Origin of the sequence: Enterobacter sp. EC_64 (genome assembly GCF_019584165.1) — a bacterium.
Lineage (GTDB): Bacteria > Pseudomonadota > Gammaproteobacteria > Enterobacterales > Enterobacteriaceae > Enterobacter > Enterobacter roggenkampii.
The window spans coordinates 84,928-100,389 of sequence record NZ_VDAS01000015.1 but is presented as its reverse complement, the minus strand read 5'-3'; the positions used below and the strand labels follow the sequence as shown (position 1 = coordinate 100,389).

Annotated in this window: 17 protein-coding genes; 7 read left to right on the top strand and 10 right to left on the bottom strand. The window is 56.6% G+C overall.

Going from position 1 to position 15,462, the window contains the following annotated elements:
- Positions 1-13 precede the first annotated feature (13 nt).
- The 7 genes from FHC52_RS14035 to FHC52_RS14005 all read right to left on the bottom strand — a co-directional run bounded on the left by FHC52_RS14035 (position 14) and on the right by FHC52_RS14005 (position 5,927).
- The gene (locus FHC52_RS14035) at positions 14-1,711 is read right to left on the bottom strand and encodes a ShlB/FhaC/HecB family hemolysin secretion/activation protein (protein ID WP_241236508.1); all 1,698 of its coding nucleotides are present in this window, start codon (positions 1,709-1,711) and stop codon (positions 14-16) included.
- Positions 1,712-1,893: 182 nt separating this feature from the next.
- On the bottom strand, positions 1,894-2,847 hold the full coding sequence (locus FHC52_RS14030) for a GlxA family transcriptional regulator (protein WP_126288206.1): 954 nt from the start codon (positions 2,845-2,847) through the stop codon (positions 1,894-1,896).
- Between the two features lie 26 nt (positions 2,848-2,873).
- Positions 2,874-3,653 (bottom strand): MBL fold metallo-hydrolase, encoded by a 780-nt coding sequence (locus FHC52_RS14025; protein ID WP_032654371.1) that lies wholly within the window; start codon positions 3,651-3,653, stop codon positions 2,874-2,876.
- A 123-nt stretch (positions 3,654-3,776) separates the two neighbouring features.
- Positions 3,777-4,577 carry a lipoprotein NlpA gene (nlpA, locus tag FHC52_RS14020; protein WP_220420119.1) on the bottom strand — a complete coding sequence of 267 codons (801 nt, stop codon included), beginning with the start codon at positions 4,575-4,577 and terminating at the stop codon, positions 3,777-3,779.
- A gap of 139 nt (positions 4,578-4,716) precedes the next feature.
- Complete coding sequence (locus FHC52_RS14015; RefSeq protein ID WP_023293716.1) at positions 4,717-5,115, bottom strand: type II toxin-antitoxin system VapC family toxin; 399 nt, start codon at positions 5,113-5,115, stop codon at positions 4,717-4,719.
- Complete coding sequence (locus tag FHC52_RS14010) at positions 5,112-5,378, bottom strand: antitoxin (RefSeq protein ID WP_032654366.1); 267 nt, start codon at positions 5,376-5,378, stop codon at positions 5,112-5,114. Before FHC52_RS14010 ends, FHC52_RS14015 begins: the two co-directional genes overlap by 4 nt.
- Before the next feature lie 129 nt (positions 5,379-5,507).
- Positions 5,508-5,927 carry a GNAT family N-acetyltransferase gene (locus FHC52_RS14005; RefSeq protein ID WP_032654363.1) on the bottom strand — a complete coding sequence of 140 codons (420 nt, stop codon included), beginning with the start codon at positions 5,925-5,927 and terminating at the stop codon, positions 5,508-5,510.
- A gap of 141 nt (positions 5,928-6,068) precedes the next feature.
- Here FHC52_RS14005 and FHC52_RS14000 point away from each other — a divergent pair, with 141 nt between their 5' ends.
- Positions 6,069-6,365, top strand: a complete 297-nt coding sequence (locus FHC52_RS14000; RefSeq protein ID WP_032654360.1) for a YicS family protein — start codon at positions 6,069-6,071, stop codon at positions 6,363-6,365.
- A 50-nt stretch (positions 6,366-6,415) separates the two neighbouring features.
- Here the strand turns inward: FHC52_RS14000 and FHC52_RS13995 are convergent, their stop codons facing one another.
- On the bottom strand, positions 6,416-7,366 hold the full coding sequence (locus FHC52_RS13995) for a LacI family DNA-binding transcriptional regulator (protein WP_126288210.1): 951 nt from the start codon (positions 7,364-7,366) through the stop codon (positions 6,416-6,418).
- Positions 7,367-7,659: 293 nt separating this feature from the next.
- Here FHC52_RS13995 and FHC52_RS13990 point away from each other — a divergent pair, with 293 nt between their 5' ends.
- The 6 genes from FHC52_RS13990 (at position 7,660) to FHC52_RS13965 (ending at position 13,574) form a co-directional block, all read left to right on the top strand.
- Positions 7,660-7,974, top strand: coding sequence for a PTS sugar transporter subunit IIB (locus FHC52_RS13990; protein WP_021242703.1), 315 nt, complete (start codon positions 7,660-7,662; stop codon positions 7,972-7,974).
- Between the two features lie 11 nt (positions 7,975-7,985).
- Positions 7,986-9,314, top strand: coding sequence for a PTS sugar transporter subunit IIC (locus tag FHC52_RS13985; RefSeq protein ID WP_032675701.1), 1,329 nt, complete (start codon positions 7,986-7,988; stop codon positions 9,312-9,314).
- Between the two features lie 17 nt (positions 9,315-9,331).
- Positions 9,332-10,708 carry a glycoside hydrolase family 1 protein gene (locus tag FHC52_RS13980; RefSeq protein ID WP_219369134.1) on the top strand — a complete coding sequence of 459 codons (1,377 nt, stop codon included), beginning with the start codon at positions 9,332-9,334 and terminating at the stop codon, positions 10,706-10,708.
- Positions 10,709-10,713: 5 nt separating this feature from the next.
- Complete coding sequence (locus FHC52_RS13975; RefSeq protein WP_029741865.1) at positions 10,714-11,016, top strand: PTS lactose/cellobiose transporter subunit IIA; 303 nt, start codon at positions 10,714-10,716, stop codon at positions 11,014-11,016.
- Positions 11,017-11,154: 138 nt separating this feature from the next.
- Positions 11,155-12,534 carry a carbohydrate porin gene (locus tag FHC52_RS13970; protein WP_126288214.1) on the top strand — a complete coding sequence of 460 codons (1,380 nt, stop codon included), beginning with the start codon at positions 11,155-11,157 and terminating at the stop codon, positions 12,532-12,534.
- A 134-nt stretch (positions 12,535-12,668) separates the two neighbouring features.
- Positions 12,669-13,574 carry an EamA family transporter gene (locus tag FHC52_RS13965; RefSeq protein WP_023345167.1) on the top strand — a complete coding sequence of 302 codons (906 nt, stop codon included), beginning with the start codon at positions 12,669-12,671 and terminating at the stop codon, positions 13,572-13,574.
- 48 nt (positions 13,575-13,622) lie between these two features.
- Here FHC52_RS13965 and nepI read toward each other — a convergent pair whose 3' ends face one another.
- Entirely contained in the window at positions 13,623-14,813 is a 1,191-nt protein-coding gene (nepI, locus tag FHC52_RS13960; RefSeq protein ID WP_021242697.1) for a purine ribonucleoside efflux pump NepI, read from the bottom strand.
- A 65-nt stretch (positions 14,814-14,878) separates the two neighbouring features.
- Positions 14,879-15,406: an SRPBCC domain-containing protein gene (locus tag FHC52_RS13955; protein ID WP_126288216.1), complete on the bottom strand. Its 528-nt coding sequence runs from the start codon at positions 15,404-15,406 to the stop codon at positions 14,879-14,881.
- Between the last annotated feature and the right edge of the window lie 56 nt (positions 15,407-15,462).

The window sequence follows — 15,462 nt, the reverse complement described above, 5'->3', positions numbered from 1 at the left end:
GTCGTAGAGTCTCTTAAAGCATGAAGGCAATGCGCCAGTTAACGCTCACATGATCCGGGCCGAGCCAGTCGGGGTAGTGCAGGGGCGTACCGACCGAAATCTGGCTGCTGTACCCGCGCCCTGCGCTGTTCAGTCCCACCGAAGCGCCCCACAACGTGCCGGAGGCAAAGCGGTCCTGACGGTCTTTTTCCAGCCAGCCGCCGTCAACGGCGACCGTTGCGCTCACCGCGCCAATCACCGGAAGGGTGAAGAGGGAATATCCCAGCTCGTTGCGCCAGTAGCCGCCGTTGTCCCCGGACAGATACTGCTCTTTAAAACCGCGTACGGAGCTTTCGCCGCCGAGCGTCAGGCGCTCGGAGCCGTACAGCCGGTCGGGCGACCACTGGCCGTAGGCGCTGGTCAGCCACCAGGCGTTACGGGCGACTGGACGCTGGAAGCTGGCGTTCAGGCTCCATTTACGGAATTCCGCGCGCGGCATATCCCCGGACTTATCTTCGTCGGTTTCGGCATTGAACCACGGCATGCCGTGGCTCCAGGTCGGGTTGAAGGTCGCCACGCCGCCCAGCATTTTTTGCGTGTGCGTAATGCCCAGAATCAGGCTGGAGAGGTTGCGCGTGCTGCTCTGAAGCGGCGCGTCGTTGAGCCAGTTGCGGCTGGATCGCTGAACCACGCCTGCCGCAATGCCGGTTTTCACCTCCCCGTTGCGGAAGACCACCCAGGACGCGTTAAGGCGGTGGGTTTTGGTATCGCCCGTGGAGAGCCAGTTGAATCCCTGGTTACTGATGGTGGTTCGGTAGTTACTCCAGGCGTAGCTGTAGTCCAGTAATCCGTAGCCAAACGGCACGCTGACGCCCGCCTGGAAATTCTGCGCATCGTACGCGCTGGCAAAATCGCTGCTGCGCCCGCCGCTGACAAACCATTTATCCGCCAGCCCCAGCATATTATTGGCGGTGAGCACGCCGCTCAGCTGATCTTCGCCGGTACTCTTCTGCCCGCTATTATCCAGGCTTACCGATGCACTTAAGGGAAATTCCGGCTTTGCCGTAAGATTAACAATGGAATATCCGGCCTGCGTTCCCGGAAGAATTTCAATCTGAACCGGCTCGGCGCGCAAACGGTTAATTTGCTCCATGCCCTGTTCGATGTCGCGTAAATTAAGGATGCCGCCCACCCGTCCCGGAAACGCCATTTTCAGCATACGCGGCGTTTCGCCTTCCAGACGGATCGCTTCCAGTCTGCCTTCCAGCACAACAATATTCAGCTGGCCGCCGGAGAGATCCTGCTCGGTAAGAAAAGCGCGGCTGGTGATATATCCCCGGCTGATATACCAGTCAGAAATATGGGCGAGAAGTTCCGTTATTTTCGCCATATCCAGACAGCGGCCCTGCCACGGCGCGACAAGGGTCTGCCGGGTTTTCGGGGAGATTAAGGTCGCACCGGAAAGGGTAATGGTATGAATGGTGAAACAGGGTCCGGAGCCGGTAACCGGCAGCGGTCTGGCGGGCGCGGGGCGAGGAATACTCCGCTCCAGCTCCTCACGCTGTTGCTGGTTCTGTAATAAAAGCTGCTGCTGTTGCTGTTGAATGGAATCGCGATCGGCTGGCGATAAAGGTGCAGCACTCACCCTCGCTGAAAAAAGCGAAAACAATAAGATAGCAACAGCATAATTTACTAATGAAATTATTCTAATTTTTATTTCGGCGCTATTCATCCATGCCACAAACATGTCCGCAATGATTATTTTTGTAATATAAGAGTTTTCTTAAAGCGAGTATATCTAATTTGAATTAGGGCTCCTAAAATTAATAGTTATTTCAGAAGAGTGAGAAGGATATTAAGAGAAAATAAGAAAGGATTTAACTCACCCTTAAATCTTGAGTTAGCCGTAATACACTAGGCATGAAGCCGAAACGTCTTTCGCCACTCCGCCGGACTCACCCCAAAACGCGCTTTAAACTGCTGTCGCCAGGTGACGGCGGAATTAAATCCCACCAGCTCAGCCACGCGTTCAATCGGCATATTTCCGGCTTCCAGTAAGATCTGGCTGCGCCGCAGGCGTTCGGCGGTCAGCCAGTCGGTGACGCTCATCCCCGTCGCGTTAACAAAATGACGGGTCAGGGTGCGGCGGCTCATCGAGACCACGTCCGCCAGCGAGTCCAGACTATGCGGTTCGGTGATGTGCTGCTGCAGGTAGTCGATCAGGCAGTTAATGCGTCCGTCGCGGGTATCTTTGGGTACCGGCTGGGCGATGAACTGCGCCTGCCCGCCCTCGCGGTGGGGCGGAACAATCATCCGGCGGGCAATCTGGTTAGCAACCACGCTGCCAAAGCGCTGGCGAATGATATACAGGCAGCAGTCGAGGGCTGCGGCAGTCCCGGCGGAGGTGATGATATTGCCGTCATCCACGTAAAGGGCATTAATATCCAGCCGAACGTTCGGGAAGAGCGACTGAAACTGACGTTCGAACTCCCAGTGGGTGGCCGCACGTTTGCCGTCGAGGATCCCCGCCCAGGCCAGCACAAACGACCCCAGACACAGCCCGACGATTTCTGCGCCGCGGTCTCTCGCCTGTACCAGGCTGTCGAGCAGCGTCTGGGGCGGGCGTTCAAGAACGTGCTGCCAGTAGGGAACGACAACAATATCGGCCTGCCCAATGGCGGTAAAATCCTGCGTGGCGTTGAGGGCAAATCCGTCTTTTGAGGTGAGGAACCCTGGCGTTTCGGCGCAGATCGTCACGTTAAAGCGCTTTTCTCCGGAGACCGAGTCGCCAAACAGAATGCAGGGAACGGAGTAGTGGAACGGGCTGAACCCCTCTACTGCGACAATCGCGACGTTGACTAGCGACATTTGTCTCTCCTTTCCCCTTTAGACACTCAGAATATAACGGTTTCGCCATCCTCAGGAATACTCACCGCGTCACTCACCTGGTTGGCTTCTACGTACTCACGCAGCGCGCTGCGGGTCAACAGGCAGTGGTTAATGGCCTCCATATGGCTCGCCACAATGTTGGCCTGCGGCAGCAGGAAATGAACGTTAAGCACATCTTCCTGCCCCATAATAATGGGCCCAAAACCAATGACGTGGGCATAGCCAGCGTTCAGCACCACCACGTCCGGCTGGTGCTTTTGCAGATCGGCCGCCACCTCGTCACGCCAGACGGTATCCCCGGCAATATAGAGCGTCTTCTCATCAGGATGACGCAGCACCACGCCACAGGCCTCGCCCAGCCGCTCCGCCAGTTCGGGCACGGCGTATGCGCGATCGGTACCGTGCTGACCGCCGTGGGTTTTCGCTATCCGAATATCACCAAAGGTGGTTGCGTCGGTCATGACCGTCAGGTTGCTAAACCCCTGGCTGCGCAGGAGCGCGGCATCACGGTCGTTTTGCACGTAGATCGGTTTATCTTTGGCGATCAGCTCCGCCGCGGCGCGATCCCAGTGATCGTCATGGGTATGGGTGACGATCACCGCGTCGGCGTCCAGCAGCGTGTTGACGTCAACGGGGAGTTCGACCGTCGGGTTACGGCGTTCGGCATGGGCCGTGCCGGGGAAGCCCGGATAAGCGCCCTGTGGGGCCAGCATAGGGTCGATTAAAAAACGTTTTCCGGCGTAGGTAATCAGCTGGGTGGCGTTGCGAATGTGGGTGATGTTCATGGGCTATCCTCCGGTTGGTGTGATAAGGAGGATAGCCAGCCGTCGCGCGGCACGCTGTGGGTTAAAGAGCAATTACCGATGAAATCGGGCCAATTTACGTCACCGTGCTTTATGCGGGTACTTTTACCAGCCCGGCACCGCCCCGCCATTAAAGATCGTCTCCGCCGCTTTCGCCACTTCAGGCGACTGATACGACTGGATAAATTCCTTCACGTTCTCCGCGTCTTTCTTGTCTTCGCGCGTCACCACGATGTTCACGTACGGCGAATTTTTGTCTTCGATAAAGACGCTGTCATGCACCGGCGACAGCCCGGTTTGCTGGATATAGGTGGTGCTGATGATGGCGACATCCACTTTCGGGTCGTCCAGCACGCGCGGCAGCTGCGCCCCTTCGAGCTCCATGATTTTCAGCTGCTTAGGGTTGGCGGTAATATCCAGCGCCGTCGGCAGCAGCCCGGTATCTGGCTTCAGGGTGATGAGCTTCTCTTTTTGCAGCAGCAACAGCGCGCGGCCAAGGTTGGTCGGGTCGTTTGGAATGGCAATGGTTGCGCCGTCCTTCAGGCCAGACACGGATTTGATTTTGCGGGAATAGCCGGCCATCGGGAAGACAAAGGTGTTCGCCACGGCCACCAGCTTGTAGCCATGCGCCTTATTATCCTCTGCAAGGAACGGGCGATGCTGGAAGACGTTGGCATCCAGTTCCCCCTGGTTGGTGGCATCGTTAGGCAACAGCGAGCCGCTGAAGCCCACCAGCTCCACGTCCAGGCCATATTTCTCTTTCGCCACCTTTTTGGCGACTTCCGCCACGTCCTGCTCGGCGCCGTTGATGACGCCGACTTTAATGTGTTTGGCATCGCTGCCACTTTGATCGCACCCGGCTAGCAACAGGCCAGCCAGTACCAGAGCACCCAATCGACGTTTCACAAGACAGTTCCTTTTGCTGAATGTTGTAGTGACTATATCGACAACGAGGCGGTGAAATAAAAACCGAAAAAGAATCAATAAGAAGGATAAGTTATATGCGGGTATGGCCGGGTGGCGCTGCACCACCGGGCATCAGGGATCACAACGTTGTCGTCCAGTCCTCGACGGCAAGCTCCTGCACCATTCTGAATGCACGATCGTTAGTAACGATCGTTGTTCCCCGACTGATAGCATGTGCAGCGATCAGTTGATCGAGATCCCCCATCACTTTCCCTTTCTTTTCCAGGGTTGCACGGAGTTCACCGTACGTTGCTGCGGCGTCGCTGTCCCAGTCGCAAATCGTGATGGTATTGAGAAACTCCCGGATTGTTTCTTTCAATCTACTGCTTTTCTTCTTGTCAGCACCATACAGCAATTCCGCTTCGGTAATGCTTGAGATACAAACGTCACCCGGCGCCAGACATGTCATTCTGCTTACAACCTCCGGGTGTCGTTTAAACAAGTGACTCACAATATTCGTATCCAGCATATGTCTCATGAGCATGCTCCATCCAGAGGGTCTCTTGTCGTAACACTCTGATTGCGTTCCTCCTTGCTCAAAAACGTATCTGGTACGTCCGTTTCTGCCAGCATGCGGAGAAAATTATCCCAGCTCTTTATTAGAACAGGTTTTGCCACCAAAACGACATTCCCCTCCTCATCCCGTCGGATGTAGACGCTCTCCGTATCAAACGCGAATTCAGCAGGCAGCATAACGGCCTGATTCTGACCCTTTTTGAATAGTTTTGCTGTGCGTTCCATTGCTATCTCCATGGATGACTTGACCAGGCCAAAGCATGCGCCACGGCCCGAAAAGAAGACAAGCAACACGTTTTAAATTAGGAAAGCGGCTCGCAATAAATAGCAGAATGCATAATGACAGAAACGGGCTTAAAGGGCTTTCGCCAGGTAATGTCGCTGCATGCCCGGGTACGGATAATCCTGCAAAGACATCTGCAGCTGGTACCCCTGTTTTTCATAGAACGGACGCGCCTGGAAGCTGGCGGTATCCACCAGCGCGTGCTTGCAGCCTTTGCGTCTGGCTTCATCTTCCGCCGTTTTGATGAGCTGGCTGCCCACGCCGGATCCGCGTACGGCATCGCTCACCCAGAGAAAGTCGATATTCAGCCAGTCGCCTTTGCGCACCCCAATGAGCCCGCCGAGCATGGTGCCGATGTCGTCCCGCACGTAAACGCCAATATCCCCGCTGAATGTGGAGAGATCCAGAAACTGCGCATTGTAGGCTCTCAGGCCGGTGAGTAACTCTTCTTTTTCCTGCGCCGTAACCGCATGAGTAATGCTCAGGTGCATATTTTTTCTCCTTGTTATCTGTGCCGTTTCACTATCTCACACACGCAACGTAGAGAAAATTCATACTTTCGGCTGGCGTCGCTACACTGAATGTAACGATATATTTCATGGGAAGCCTGTGACGTCAAAAGGGGGTTGTTGATGAAAGCTGCACACCTTGTCTGCCTGCTGGTTTGTCTGCTGTTCGCCGCGTTTGTCCATGCTCAGGAAAAGGAGGATCCGGCGAAAGAGGCGCAGATTAAGCAGCAGGTCATGAAAGATATAAAGAAAACCTGTACGCCACAGAAAAAGCAGAGCGATAAGGCCTGGCAGGCGATGATTTTGTCGTCAGAGGCCAATCAGCTGCTGATCAAAAATGCCGTTACCGCCGTGAAGCGTGACAACCTGGACGCCTACTGGGCGGCGGTTGGCCAGGTGGATTGTATGGAAGATTATTGAATGCTTCTCGCCGGGTGGCGGCTGCGCCTTACCCGGCCTACACAACATGTTTAACGCTTACGCACGTCTGGAATGATCAAATCCCCGCGCAGCACATACGAGCCCAGAATCTGCGTTTTCTCCGTCAGCCAGCTCACAATACGCGCCGCCATCGCATCCATAGAATATTCAATCGCCGGGATCACCGGAATACCCGGCAGGTGCAGCGATCCGGCCAGACTGAAGACCATAATGTCGTCCGGCACGGATTTATTAAACGCCTGCAGCTGCGGGATCACCCGCTGGGCTTCCTGCTCGTCCGCCACCAGCAGCGCGTTGAAGTTCAGCGTGCTGGCGTTATTCAGCAGCTCCTGTAGCGCAACGGACGACGAGGTCGCGTCCATGAACACAAGGTTGCGATTAAAGGGCAGGAAATTTTTCTCCAGCGCGTGCTTGTAGCCGAGCAGCACCTGGTCAGCAAAACCGCTGCCGTGCGGATGGATCAGGGCAATCTGGCGTCGCCCCTGGCTGGTCAGGTAGTTACAGGCGGTTTCGGCGGCAAAGGCGTGATCGAACTGGATGCTGTTGGAATTATCAGACTCCATGCAGTCCACCAGAATGACGTTGTCCATGTCGACGTCCAGCGGGAAACGCGCGCCAATCACCAGGATGTCATCGCAAAGCCCGCAGGAGAGTTCCTCAAGAGCGTGCATCACTTCCGCTTTGCTGTGCGCGAAACGCAGCAGCAGGTGTTTTTGATGCTGGCTGAGCTGTTTTTCCAGCGCGTACAGGTAACCGGTGGTCTGGTTAATGTTTTCCTGGGCGCAAATCACCCCGATACAGCCCGTCGACTGGCTCAGCAGCGACTGGGCAATCACATTAGGCCGGTAGTTAAGCTCATCCACTGCCTTCAGAACGGCCTGACGGCTGGCTTCCTTTACGCCACGCGACCCACTCAACACTCGCGATACCGTGGCTTTAGACACCCCGGCAAGACGTGATACATCATTGATTGTCGACATCTCTTTCCCCTGGCAGGCTTACCTCGCACCTGCAAATTCCATGACCGCTTCGGCTCACATTATAGCCAGAGCGGAGTATATCCGTTTCCGTTTTCCATGGAAACCGATTTTCCGTTTCCACTCCAAATGATGTCAAAACAGCCAAATTATGTGACCTGCATCCGGTTAATTAGCCTCATAAGTATTGGATCTTGATGGTTGTCACAGTTCTGTCTTTTATGAATGGAAACCGGTTTCCGTATCATGTCCAACCATCCTCGCAATAACTTTTTACATTTAGAGGATGGTTGTCGATGTTCAAGATTATGCTGTGCTGCTCTGCCGGGATGTCCACCAGCCTGTTGGTCAGCAAAATGGTCGATGTCGCGAAAGAACGTGGTTTGTCGGTGAAGATTGATGCGTACGGTGTTTCCGAATTTGATACGCAGTTTCCGCAATACCAGGTGGTACTTCTCGGACCGCAAGTGAAATACATGTTACAGACACTCTCAGACAAGGCGGCGACGCATGGCATTCCGGTGCAGCCCATCGACATGATGGACTACGGCATGCAGCGTGGCGATAAAGTACTGGACTTTGCTCTGTCGCTCATCGAAGCGGCACACTAAAAGGTGTTCACATGAGTTCGTTATATCAATCCATGGTTGCGGTGATTGAGCAGTCAATTACCCCGCTGGCCGCGAAGCTCGGTCAGCAAAAGTACGTGATTGCCATCCGCGACGGCTTTACCGCCGCGCTGCCGTTTATGATCATCGGCTCGTTTATGCTGGTGTTCATCTTCCCGCCGTTCTCGGCGGATACCACTAACAGCTTCGCCCGCGGCTGGCTGGATTTTTCCCAGACCTACCGCGAACAGCTGATGCTGCCGTTTAACCTCAGCATGGGCGTGATGACTTTCTTCATCTCGGTAGGGATTGGGGCGAGCCTGGGGCGTCAGTTTAACCTCGACCCGGTGATGTCCGGCCTGCTGGCCTTTATGGCCTTCCTGCTGGTCGCCGCGCCGTATACCGACGGCAAAATCTCAACCCAGTACCTCTCCGGCCAGGGCATCTTCACCGCCCTGATCACCGCCATTTACTCAACCCGCGTGTACGCCTGGCTGAAGCAGAACAACGTCACCATCCGCCTGCCGAAGGAAGTGCCCACCGGCGTGGCGCGTTCGTTTGAGATCCTGATCCCGGTGATGGTGGTGATCGGCACGCTGCACCCGCTGAACCTGTTCATTGAAGCGCAGACCGGGATGATTATCCCGCAGGCGATCATGCACCTGCTGGAGCCGCTGGTGTCCGCGTCTGACTCCCTGCCCGCCATTCTGCTCTCCGTGCTGCTGTGCCAGATCTTCTGGTTCGCGGGTATCCACGGCTCGCTGATTGTTACCGGCATCATGAACCCGTTCTGGATGGCGAACCTCTCGGCAAACCAGGCGGCACTGGCCGCAGGCGCGGCGCTGCCGCACGTTTATCTGCAGGGCTTCTGGGATCACTACCTGCTGATTGGCGGCGTCGGTTCCACCCTGCCGCTGGCCTTCCTGCTGCTGCGCAGCCGCGTTACCCACCTGCGCACCATCGGCAAAATGGGCGTGGTGCCAAGCTTCTTTAACATCAACGAGCCGATTCTGTTCGGCGCGCCGATCATCATGAACCCGATGCTGTTTATCCCGTTTGTGTTTGTTCCGCTGGTCAACGCCTGCCTGGCGTACGGCGCCACGAAGCTCGGCTGGCTGGCACAGGTGGTCTCGTTAACCCCGTGGACTACGCCCGCGCCGATTGGCGCCTCGTGGGCGGCGAACTGGGCGCTGAGCCCGGTGGTGATGTGCCTCGTCTGCATGGTGATGTCGGCGCTGATGTACCTGCCTTTCCTGCGCGCCTATGAGCGTACGCTGATTAAAAACGAAGAGCAGAAAGCCCAGGCTGCAGCCGTGGGTGCCGCTGAAGCCACAAGCAATTAAGTCAAAGAGGAAGGGTCATGAAATACGCATTTCCCGATAACTTCTGGTGGGGCAGCGCAAGCTCCGCTCTCCAGACGGAAGGGACACGAGAGGGTGAAACCACGTGGGACTACTGGTTTGCCCGCGAGCCGAACCGTTTTCACAACGGCGTGGGGCCGCAGCACACCTCCACGTTTTATCAGCACTGGAAAACGGACATTCAGCTGTTAAAACAGCTGAACCACAACAGCTTTCGTACCTCGATTAGCTGGGCGCGCCTGATCCCCGACGGTATCGGTGAAGTGAACCCGGACGCGGTCGATTTTTATAATCAGGTCATTGATGAGCTGAATGAACAGGGCATCACGCCGTTTATCACCCTCTTCCATTTCGACATGCCGATGGCGATGCAGGAAATTGGCGGCTGGGAAAACCGTGACGTAGTGGACGCGTACGCCCGCTATGCGCAGATTTGCTTCGAGCTGTTCGGCGACCGCGTGCTGCACTGGTTTACCTTCAACGAGCCGATCGTGCCGGTGGAAGGCGGTTATCTGTACGACTTCCACTACCCCAACGTAGTGGATTTTCGCCGGGCGGCCACCGTGGCTTATCACACGGTGCTGGCCCATGCGAAGGCGGTTCAGGCCTACCGCGCCGGGCACTACGCGGGGGAGATCGGCATCGTGTTGAACCTGACGCCGTCGTATCCGCGTTCGCAGAACCCGGCAGACGTGAAGGCGGCGCACGTTGCGGATCTGATGTTTAACCGCAGCTTCCTTGACCCGGTCCTGCGCGGCGAATACCCGGCGGATCTGGTGGCGCTGCTGAAATCTTACGACCAGCTGCCCGCCTGCAAGCCGGAAGACGGTTTCCTGATTGCGGAAGGGAAAATCGACCTGCTCGGCATTAACTACTATCAGCCGCGTCGCGTGAAGTGTCGCGACAGCGCGGTGAACCCGCAGGCGCCGTTTATGCCGGAATGGTTCTTTGATAGCTACGAGATGCCGGGCCGCAAGATGAACCCCTACCGCGGCTGGGAAATCTACGCGCCGGGTATTTACGATATTCTGATTAACCTGCGCGACAATTACGGCAATCCCCGCTGCTTTATTTCTGAAAACGGCATGGGCGTCGAAAACGAGCAACGTTTTATTGAAAATGGCCAGATTAACGATCAATACCGCATTGATTTTATATCTGAGCATTTAACGTGGCTGCATAAAGGCATAAGCGAAGAGTGTAATTGTCTTGGCTACCATATGTGGACATTTATTGATAACTGGTCGTGGTGTAACGCGTATAAAAATCGCTACGGATTTATCCAGCTCGATTTAAAGACGCAGCAGCGCACCATTAAGAAAAGCGGGGAGTGGTTTGCCGCCACCGCCTTAAATAATAGTTTTGAAAAAGAGTAATGATAATGATTGCACTAGAAGAAGCCGTAATGGAAATTATCGTCAACGCCGGGCAGTCCCGCAGCCTGTGCTTTGAGGCGCTGCACGCGGCGCGTCAGGGCAACATTGACGAGGCCAAAAGCCTGCTGCGCGAAGCCGACGGCTACGCGCGCCAGGCGCACAAGATGCAGACCAAACTGATCGAGCAGGATGCGGGCGAAGGCCGCCAGCCGATGACGTTAATCATGGTGCACGCGCAGGATCATTTAATGAACTCCTTATTAGCGCGTGAATTATCCGAAGAAATTATTCATTTATATCAGAGATAGTCTATGGCGAAATAAATTACTGTAATACCTCTGTACCTAAAACTAGAAATCCACTTGTTCTGATGATAGCGACATATTCTGTCAGATCGGAGCGGGATGGTTATTGTCTGAATAAAATTAAACTATATTGAGATAACCATGAATACGATTAAAAAACTTCCATTAACCATGGCGGTTATCGCCGCGCTTTGCCCAATTTCCGTGCTCGCCCAGGAATTCACGCAGGAGCAAATCGACGCCATTGTGGCGAAAGCGGTGGATAAAGCCCTGGCCGAACGTCAGGCCAAAATGGATGCCGCCGTCGCGAAAAAAGCGGACGTGGTGACCGAGCCGCAGAGCGCGGCGCAATCCCCGGACATGGCGATTCCGTTCGGGATTAAATTTACCGGCTACGCCCGCTACGGCGCACACTTCCAGGCCGCCGATCAGAAATACGTGGCGGTGGATGGCTCCTACAACGGCGCGTCCGCGATCGGTCGTCTGGGTAACGAAGGCAACGGCGGCGAGTTCCAGCTCTCCAAGGCCTTCAAGGGCGAAAACGGCGCCATCTGGGACATCAACGTGATGATCGACCACTGGGGCGACGAAGTTAACCTGAAAAAGGCCTACGCGGGGGTGACCAACATTATGGCCTCCAACCCGAACGCCTATTTCTGGGCCGGTCGCGACTTCCACCAGCGTCCGCAGCAGGGCATCAACGATTACTTCTGGATGAACCACGACGGCCAGGGCGCCGGGGTGAAGAACTTCGATATCGGCGGCGTGCAGTTTGACGTCGCTGCCGTGGCGGCAGTGGAATCCTGTAGCCCGGAAGTGATGGAAGACGAAGCGAACCCGTCACGCATCACCTGTACCGGCGGGTCCGGCACGGGCGACAAAGGTAACTACGCGGCCACCTCTAAAATCCACGGCATGAAGCTCGGTCCGCTGGATCTGGAGCTGTACGCCAACTACGGCTTTGATTCAAAAGCGGTGGAGAGCGATGAGCGTCTGAACGCCTGGCAGGGCGGCGTGGTGCTGAGCCACACCAACGACAGCGGCGTGAACAAGTTGATTGCCCGCTACTCCGATAACTCGGACAACAGCGTGTTCAATAAAACCGAAGACCTGACCACGGTCTACGCCAGCTTCGAAGGGCTGTACAAATTCACCCAGGCCACGCAGGTGGAGTACATCCTCGCCTTCCACGACTACGACAACAGCCGTGATAAGACCGACAACCGTAAGAACTACAACGCCATCGTGCGTCCGATGCACTGGTGGAACGACGTTCACTCCACCTGGCTGGAAGCGGGCTGGCAGCACGTGGATTACGACAACGGCGGCGACAACAAAGGCTGGAAGCTGACCCTGTCGCAGAACATGTCTATCGCCATGGGGCCGGAGTTCCGTCCGATGCTGCGCTTCTACGTGACCGGCGGCAAGGTGGATAACGCACGCACCGCGCGCGTGAACAACACCAAAGACGAGACGCTCGACGACTTCAACGTCGGCGCGATGTGGGAGGCGTGGTTCTAGTAGAGCGTCGTTTGTTTCGCCCGGCGGCGCTGCGCTTGCACGGGCCTACAAGGTTTTGTAGGCCGGGTAAGCGTAGCGCCACCCGGCAAGATCCCATGTTATGCTACAAAAAAACCAACATAACAGGGGAGAAAATGGGTTCCACACGTAAAGGGATGCTGAACGTCCTGATCGCCGCCGTTTTATGGGGCAGTTCCGGCGTTTGCGCGCAGTACATCATGGAGAAAAGCCACATTTCTTCGCCTTACCTGACCATGGTTCGCCTGCTGTTTACCGGCGTGATCCTGCTGACGCTCTCCTTCGTTCACGGCGACAAGATTTTCTCGGTCATCAAACATCGCAAAGACGCCCTCAGCCTGCTGTTTTTCTCGCTGGTCGGCGCGCTCACCGTGCAGCTCACCTTCCTGCTGACGATTGAAAAATCCAACGCCGCGACGGCCACCGTGCTGCAGTTTCTGTCGCCAACGATTATCGTGGCGTGGTTCGCGCTGGCGCGGAAAAAGCGCCCCGGCGTGTTTGTTTTGTCCGCGATTGTGACCTCGCTTGTCGGGACGTTCCTGCTGGTCACCCACGGCGACCCAACCTCGCTCTCCATCTCGCCTGCCGCCCTGTTCTTCGGCATCGCCTCGGCGTTTGCCGCCGCGTTTTACACCACCTATCCGTCAACGCTGATTGCCCGCTACGGCACATTGCCGATTGTCGGCTGGAGTATGTTAATTGCCGGATTAATGCTGACGCCGTTCTACGCCGGACGCGGCACCACCTTCGTTATCGACGGCGGCCTGCTGCTGGCGTTTTTCTACCTGGTGGTGATTGGCACCGCGCTGACGTTCAGCCTGTATCTGAAAGGCGCACAGATGATCGGCGGGCCGAAGGCGAGCATCCTGAGCTGCGCCGAACCCTTGAGCAGCGCGCTGCTGTCGGTGATTTTGCTGGGCGTGGCGTTTACCCTGCCGGACTGGCTGGGGACGCTGCTGATCGTGTCGTCGGTGGTGCTGATTTCGATGGATTCGCGTAGAAGGGTTAAGGCATCGGCGTAGCCTGATGCCCTCACCCCAACCCTCTCCCACGGGAGAGGGAGAAAAACACTACTTCGCTTTAACCTTCCCTGCCACCAGCAGCGCCGTCAGCAGCATCAGCGTACCGGAAATCACCAGCGGTGACGTCAGCCCCAGATGGTCGAGCGCCACGCCGCCAATGGCCGCGCCGCAGGTGTTCGCCAGCTGGATCACCGCCACCTGAATCGACCCGGCTTTTTCCGCCTGATCGGCAAGCGAGCGGGTGATCCACGTCGACCAGCCCACCGGCACCAGCGCAAAGGCAAAGCCCCAGATAATCGCAATGGCAGACGCGACCCACTTATCGCTGCCCCACAGCACCAGCACCGTGGCGCTCGCCGCCAGCACCAGCGGCGCACCCGCCAGCGCCACCTTCAGGGAGCGTTTCAGGAACTGCGACGACAGCGAGGTACCGACAAAGCTGGCGATACCAAAGCTCAGCAGCACCAGCGTCAGGCCGTCCACGTCAAAGCCCGCCATGGTCATAAACACCGGGCGGATATAGGTAAAGAAGGCAAACTGCCCGGCAAAGGCCATAAAGATGGCGGTCATCCCCGCCAGCACGCCGGGGCGCTTGAGCAGCGCGAACATGTTCTGTTTATGGTGCGCCGCTTCGCCCGGCAGGGACGGCAGCGCTTTCCACACCCAAATGATGCAGAGCAGGCCCATCACCGCCGCGGCGTTGAAGACGTTACGCCAGCCAATAATCCCGCCGAGGAAGCTGCCTAACGGCGCGGCGATCACCAGCGCGATGGAGACCGCACCGAAGATAACGGACAGGGCCTTCGGCACCGTACGCGCCGGCACCAGGCGCATAGTGAGCGAGGCCGACATCGCCCAGAAGCCGCCGAGCCCCAGCCCCAGGCAGGCGCGACCGAGCAGCAGCAGGGTGAAGCTTTCCGCGAAGGAGACCAGCAGGCAGGAGAGCGTCAGCAGCACGCTGAACAGAATGACCACCTTGCGGCGGTCGATGGTGCCAATCACCTGGGTGATAAACAGGCTGGCGAACATCGCCACGAAGGCGGTGACGGTAACGGACTGCCCCGCCACGCCTTCGGAAATGCCCAGGTCCTGCGCCATCGGCGTCAGCAGGCTCACCGGCAGAAACTCAACGGTAATCAGGCAGGCGACGCAGAACGCCACGGAGAAAACCGCCGACCAGTTGGGGCGTGAAACCTCTTTGGTCTGCGGTCGGGTCGTGGGCTGGATATGTTCTGTCATGGCGTCACCTGAAGATAAAAACGTGCGGAAAAGCCGCGCAGTTTATCATCAAAAGTGTGACGAATTTAACGTTTCGACAACTTTTCTTGCATCGCCGCCTTCGCCAGCCCGACGATCCACTCCTGATGCCCGTTGATCATCGGGTTCGGTAGGGTACGTGCTAATTCCTGTGCCGGAACGCCTTTCTGCGACTCCTGAGTCAAAATACGGACGCGGTTACCCGGTAAGTCTTCAAACAGCCAGGCGTGGATCACATCCAGACGCGCGCTCTCCTCCCCTTCCACCCAGCCGTGCCAGGCGATACGCGCCGCCTCGCCATCGACCGGCGGAACGTACTCCGTCACCCGCGCCTCAACCGGAAAGCCAAAGGTCGTGAAGCGGAAGCGGGCGTTGGCGCTCAATTCCGGACCGCTGCCGTCGTGAAAACGAATATCTTCGGCGTTGCTGTAGTAGTTCGGCCACAGGGTAGTGTCGTTGAGCTGCGCCCAGATCGCTTTCGCGCTCAGTCCGGCGACAATGATTTCATTGGACGCAAAGTTATCGGTAGTGCCTGGCAGGTAATCGTCTGGCCAGATAATGGCGGATTGTTTCATGGTTCACCTCATCGTGAGTGGATGAGGTGATGGTGCGCCCGTGAGTGGTATAAATC

Coding starts and splice junctions, on each gene's coding strand:
- FHC52_RS13965 (WP_023345167.1), top strand. CDS start 12,669: ATGGGTTCCACACGTAAAGGGATGCTGAACGTCCTGATCGCCGCCGTT.
- FHC52_RS13985 (WP_032675701.1), top strand. CDS start 7,986: ATGAGTTCGTTATATCAATCCATGGTTGCGGTGATTGAGCAGTCAATT.
- FHC52_RS13970 (WP_126288214.1), top strand. CDS start 11,155: ATGAATACGATTAAAAAACTTCCATTAACCATGGCGGTTATCGCCGCG.
- FHC52_RS14035 (WP_241236508.1), bottom strand. CDS start 1,711: ATGAATAGCGCCGAAATAAAAATTAGAATAATTTCATTAGTAAATTAT.
- FHC52_RS14010 (WP_032654366.1), bottom strand. CDS start 5,378: ATGGAACGCACAGCAAAACTATTCAAAAAGGGTCAGAATCAGGCCGTT.
- FHC52_RS13990 (WP_021242703.1), top strand. CDS start 7,660: ATGTTCAAGATTATGCTGTGCTGCTCTGCCGGGATGTCCACCAGCCTG.
- FHC52_RS14005 (WP_032654363.1), bottom strand. CDS start 5,927: ATGCACCTGAGCATTACTCATGCGGTTACGGCGCAGGAAAAAGAAGAG.
- FHC52_RS13980 (WP_219369134.1), top strand. CDS start 9,332: ATGAAATACGCATTTCCCGATAACTTCTGGTGGGGCAGCGCAAGCTCC.
- FHC52_RS13975 (WP_029741865.1), top strand. CDS start 10,714: ATGATTGCACTAGAAGAAGCCGTAATGGAAATTATCGTCAACGCCGGG.
- FHC52_RS13955 (WP_126288216.1), bottom strand. CDS start 15,406: ATGAAACAATCCGCCATTATCTGGCCAGACGATTACCTGCCAGGCACT.
- FHC52_RS13995 (WP_126288210.1), bottom strand. CDS start 7,366: ATGTCGACAATCAATGATGTATCACGTCTTGCCGGGGTGTCTAAAGCC.
- nepI (WP_021242697.1), bottom strand. CDS start 14,813: ATGACAGAACATATCCAGCCCACGACCCGACCGCAGACCAAAGAGGTT.
- FHC52_RS14000 (WP_032654360.1), top strand. CDS start 6,069: ATGAAAGCTGCACACCTTGTCTGCCTGCTGGTTTGTCTGCTGTTCGCC.
- FHC52_RS14030 (WP_126288206.1), bottom strand. CDS start 2,847: ATGTCGCTAGTCAACGTCGCGATTGTCGCAGTAGAGGGGTTCAGCCCG.
- FHC52_RS14015 (WP_023293716.1), bottom strand. CDS start 5,115: ATGAGACATATGCTGGATACGAATATTGTGAGTCACTTGTTTAAACGA.
- FHC52_RS14025 (WP_032654371.1), bottom strand. CDS start 3,653: ATGAACATCACCCACATTCGCAACGCCACCCAGCTGATTACCTACGCC.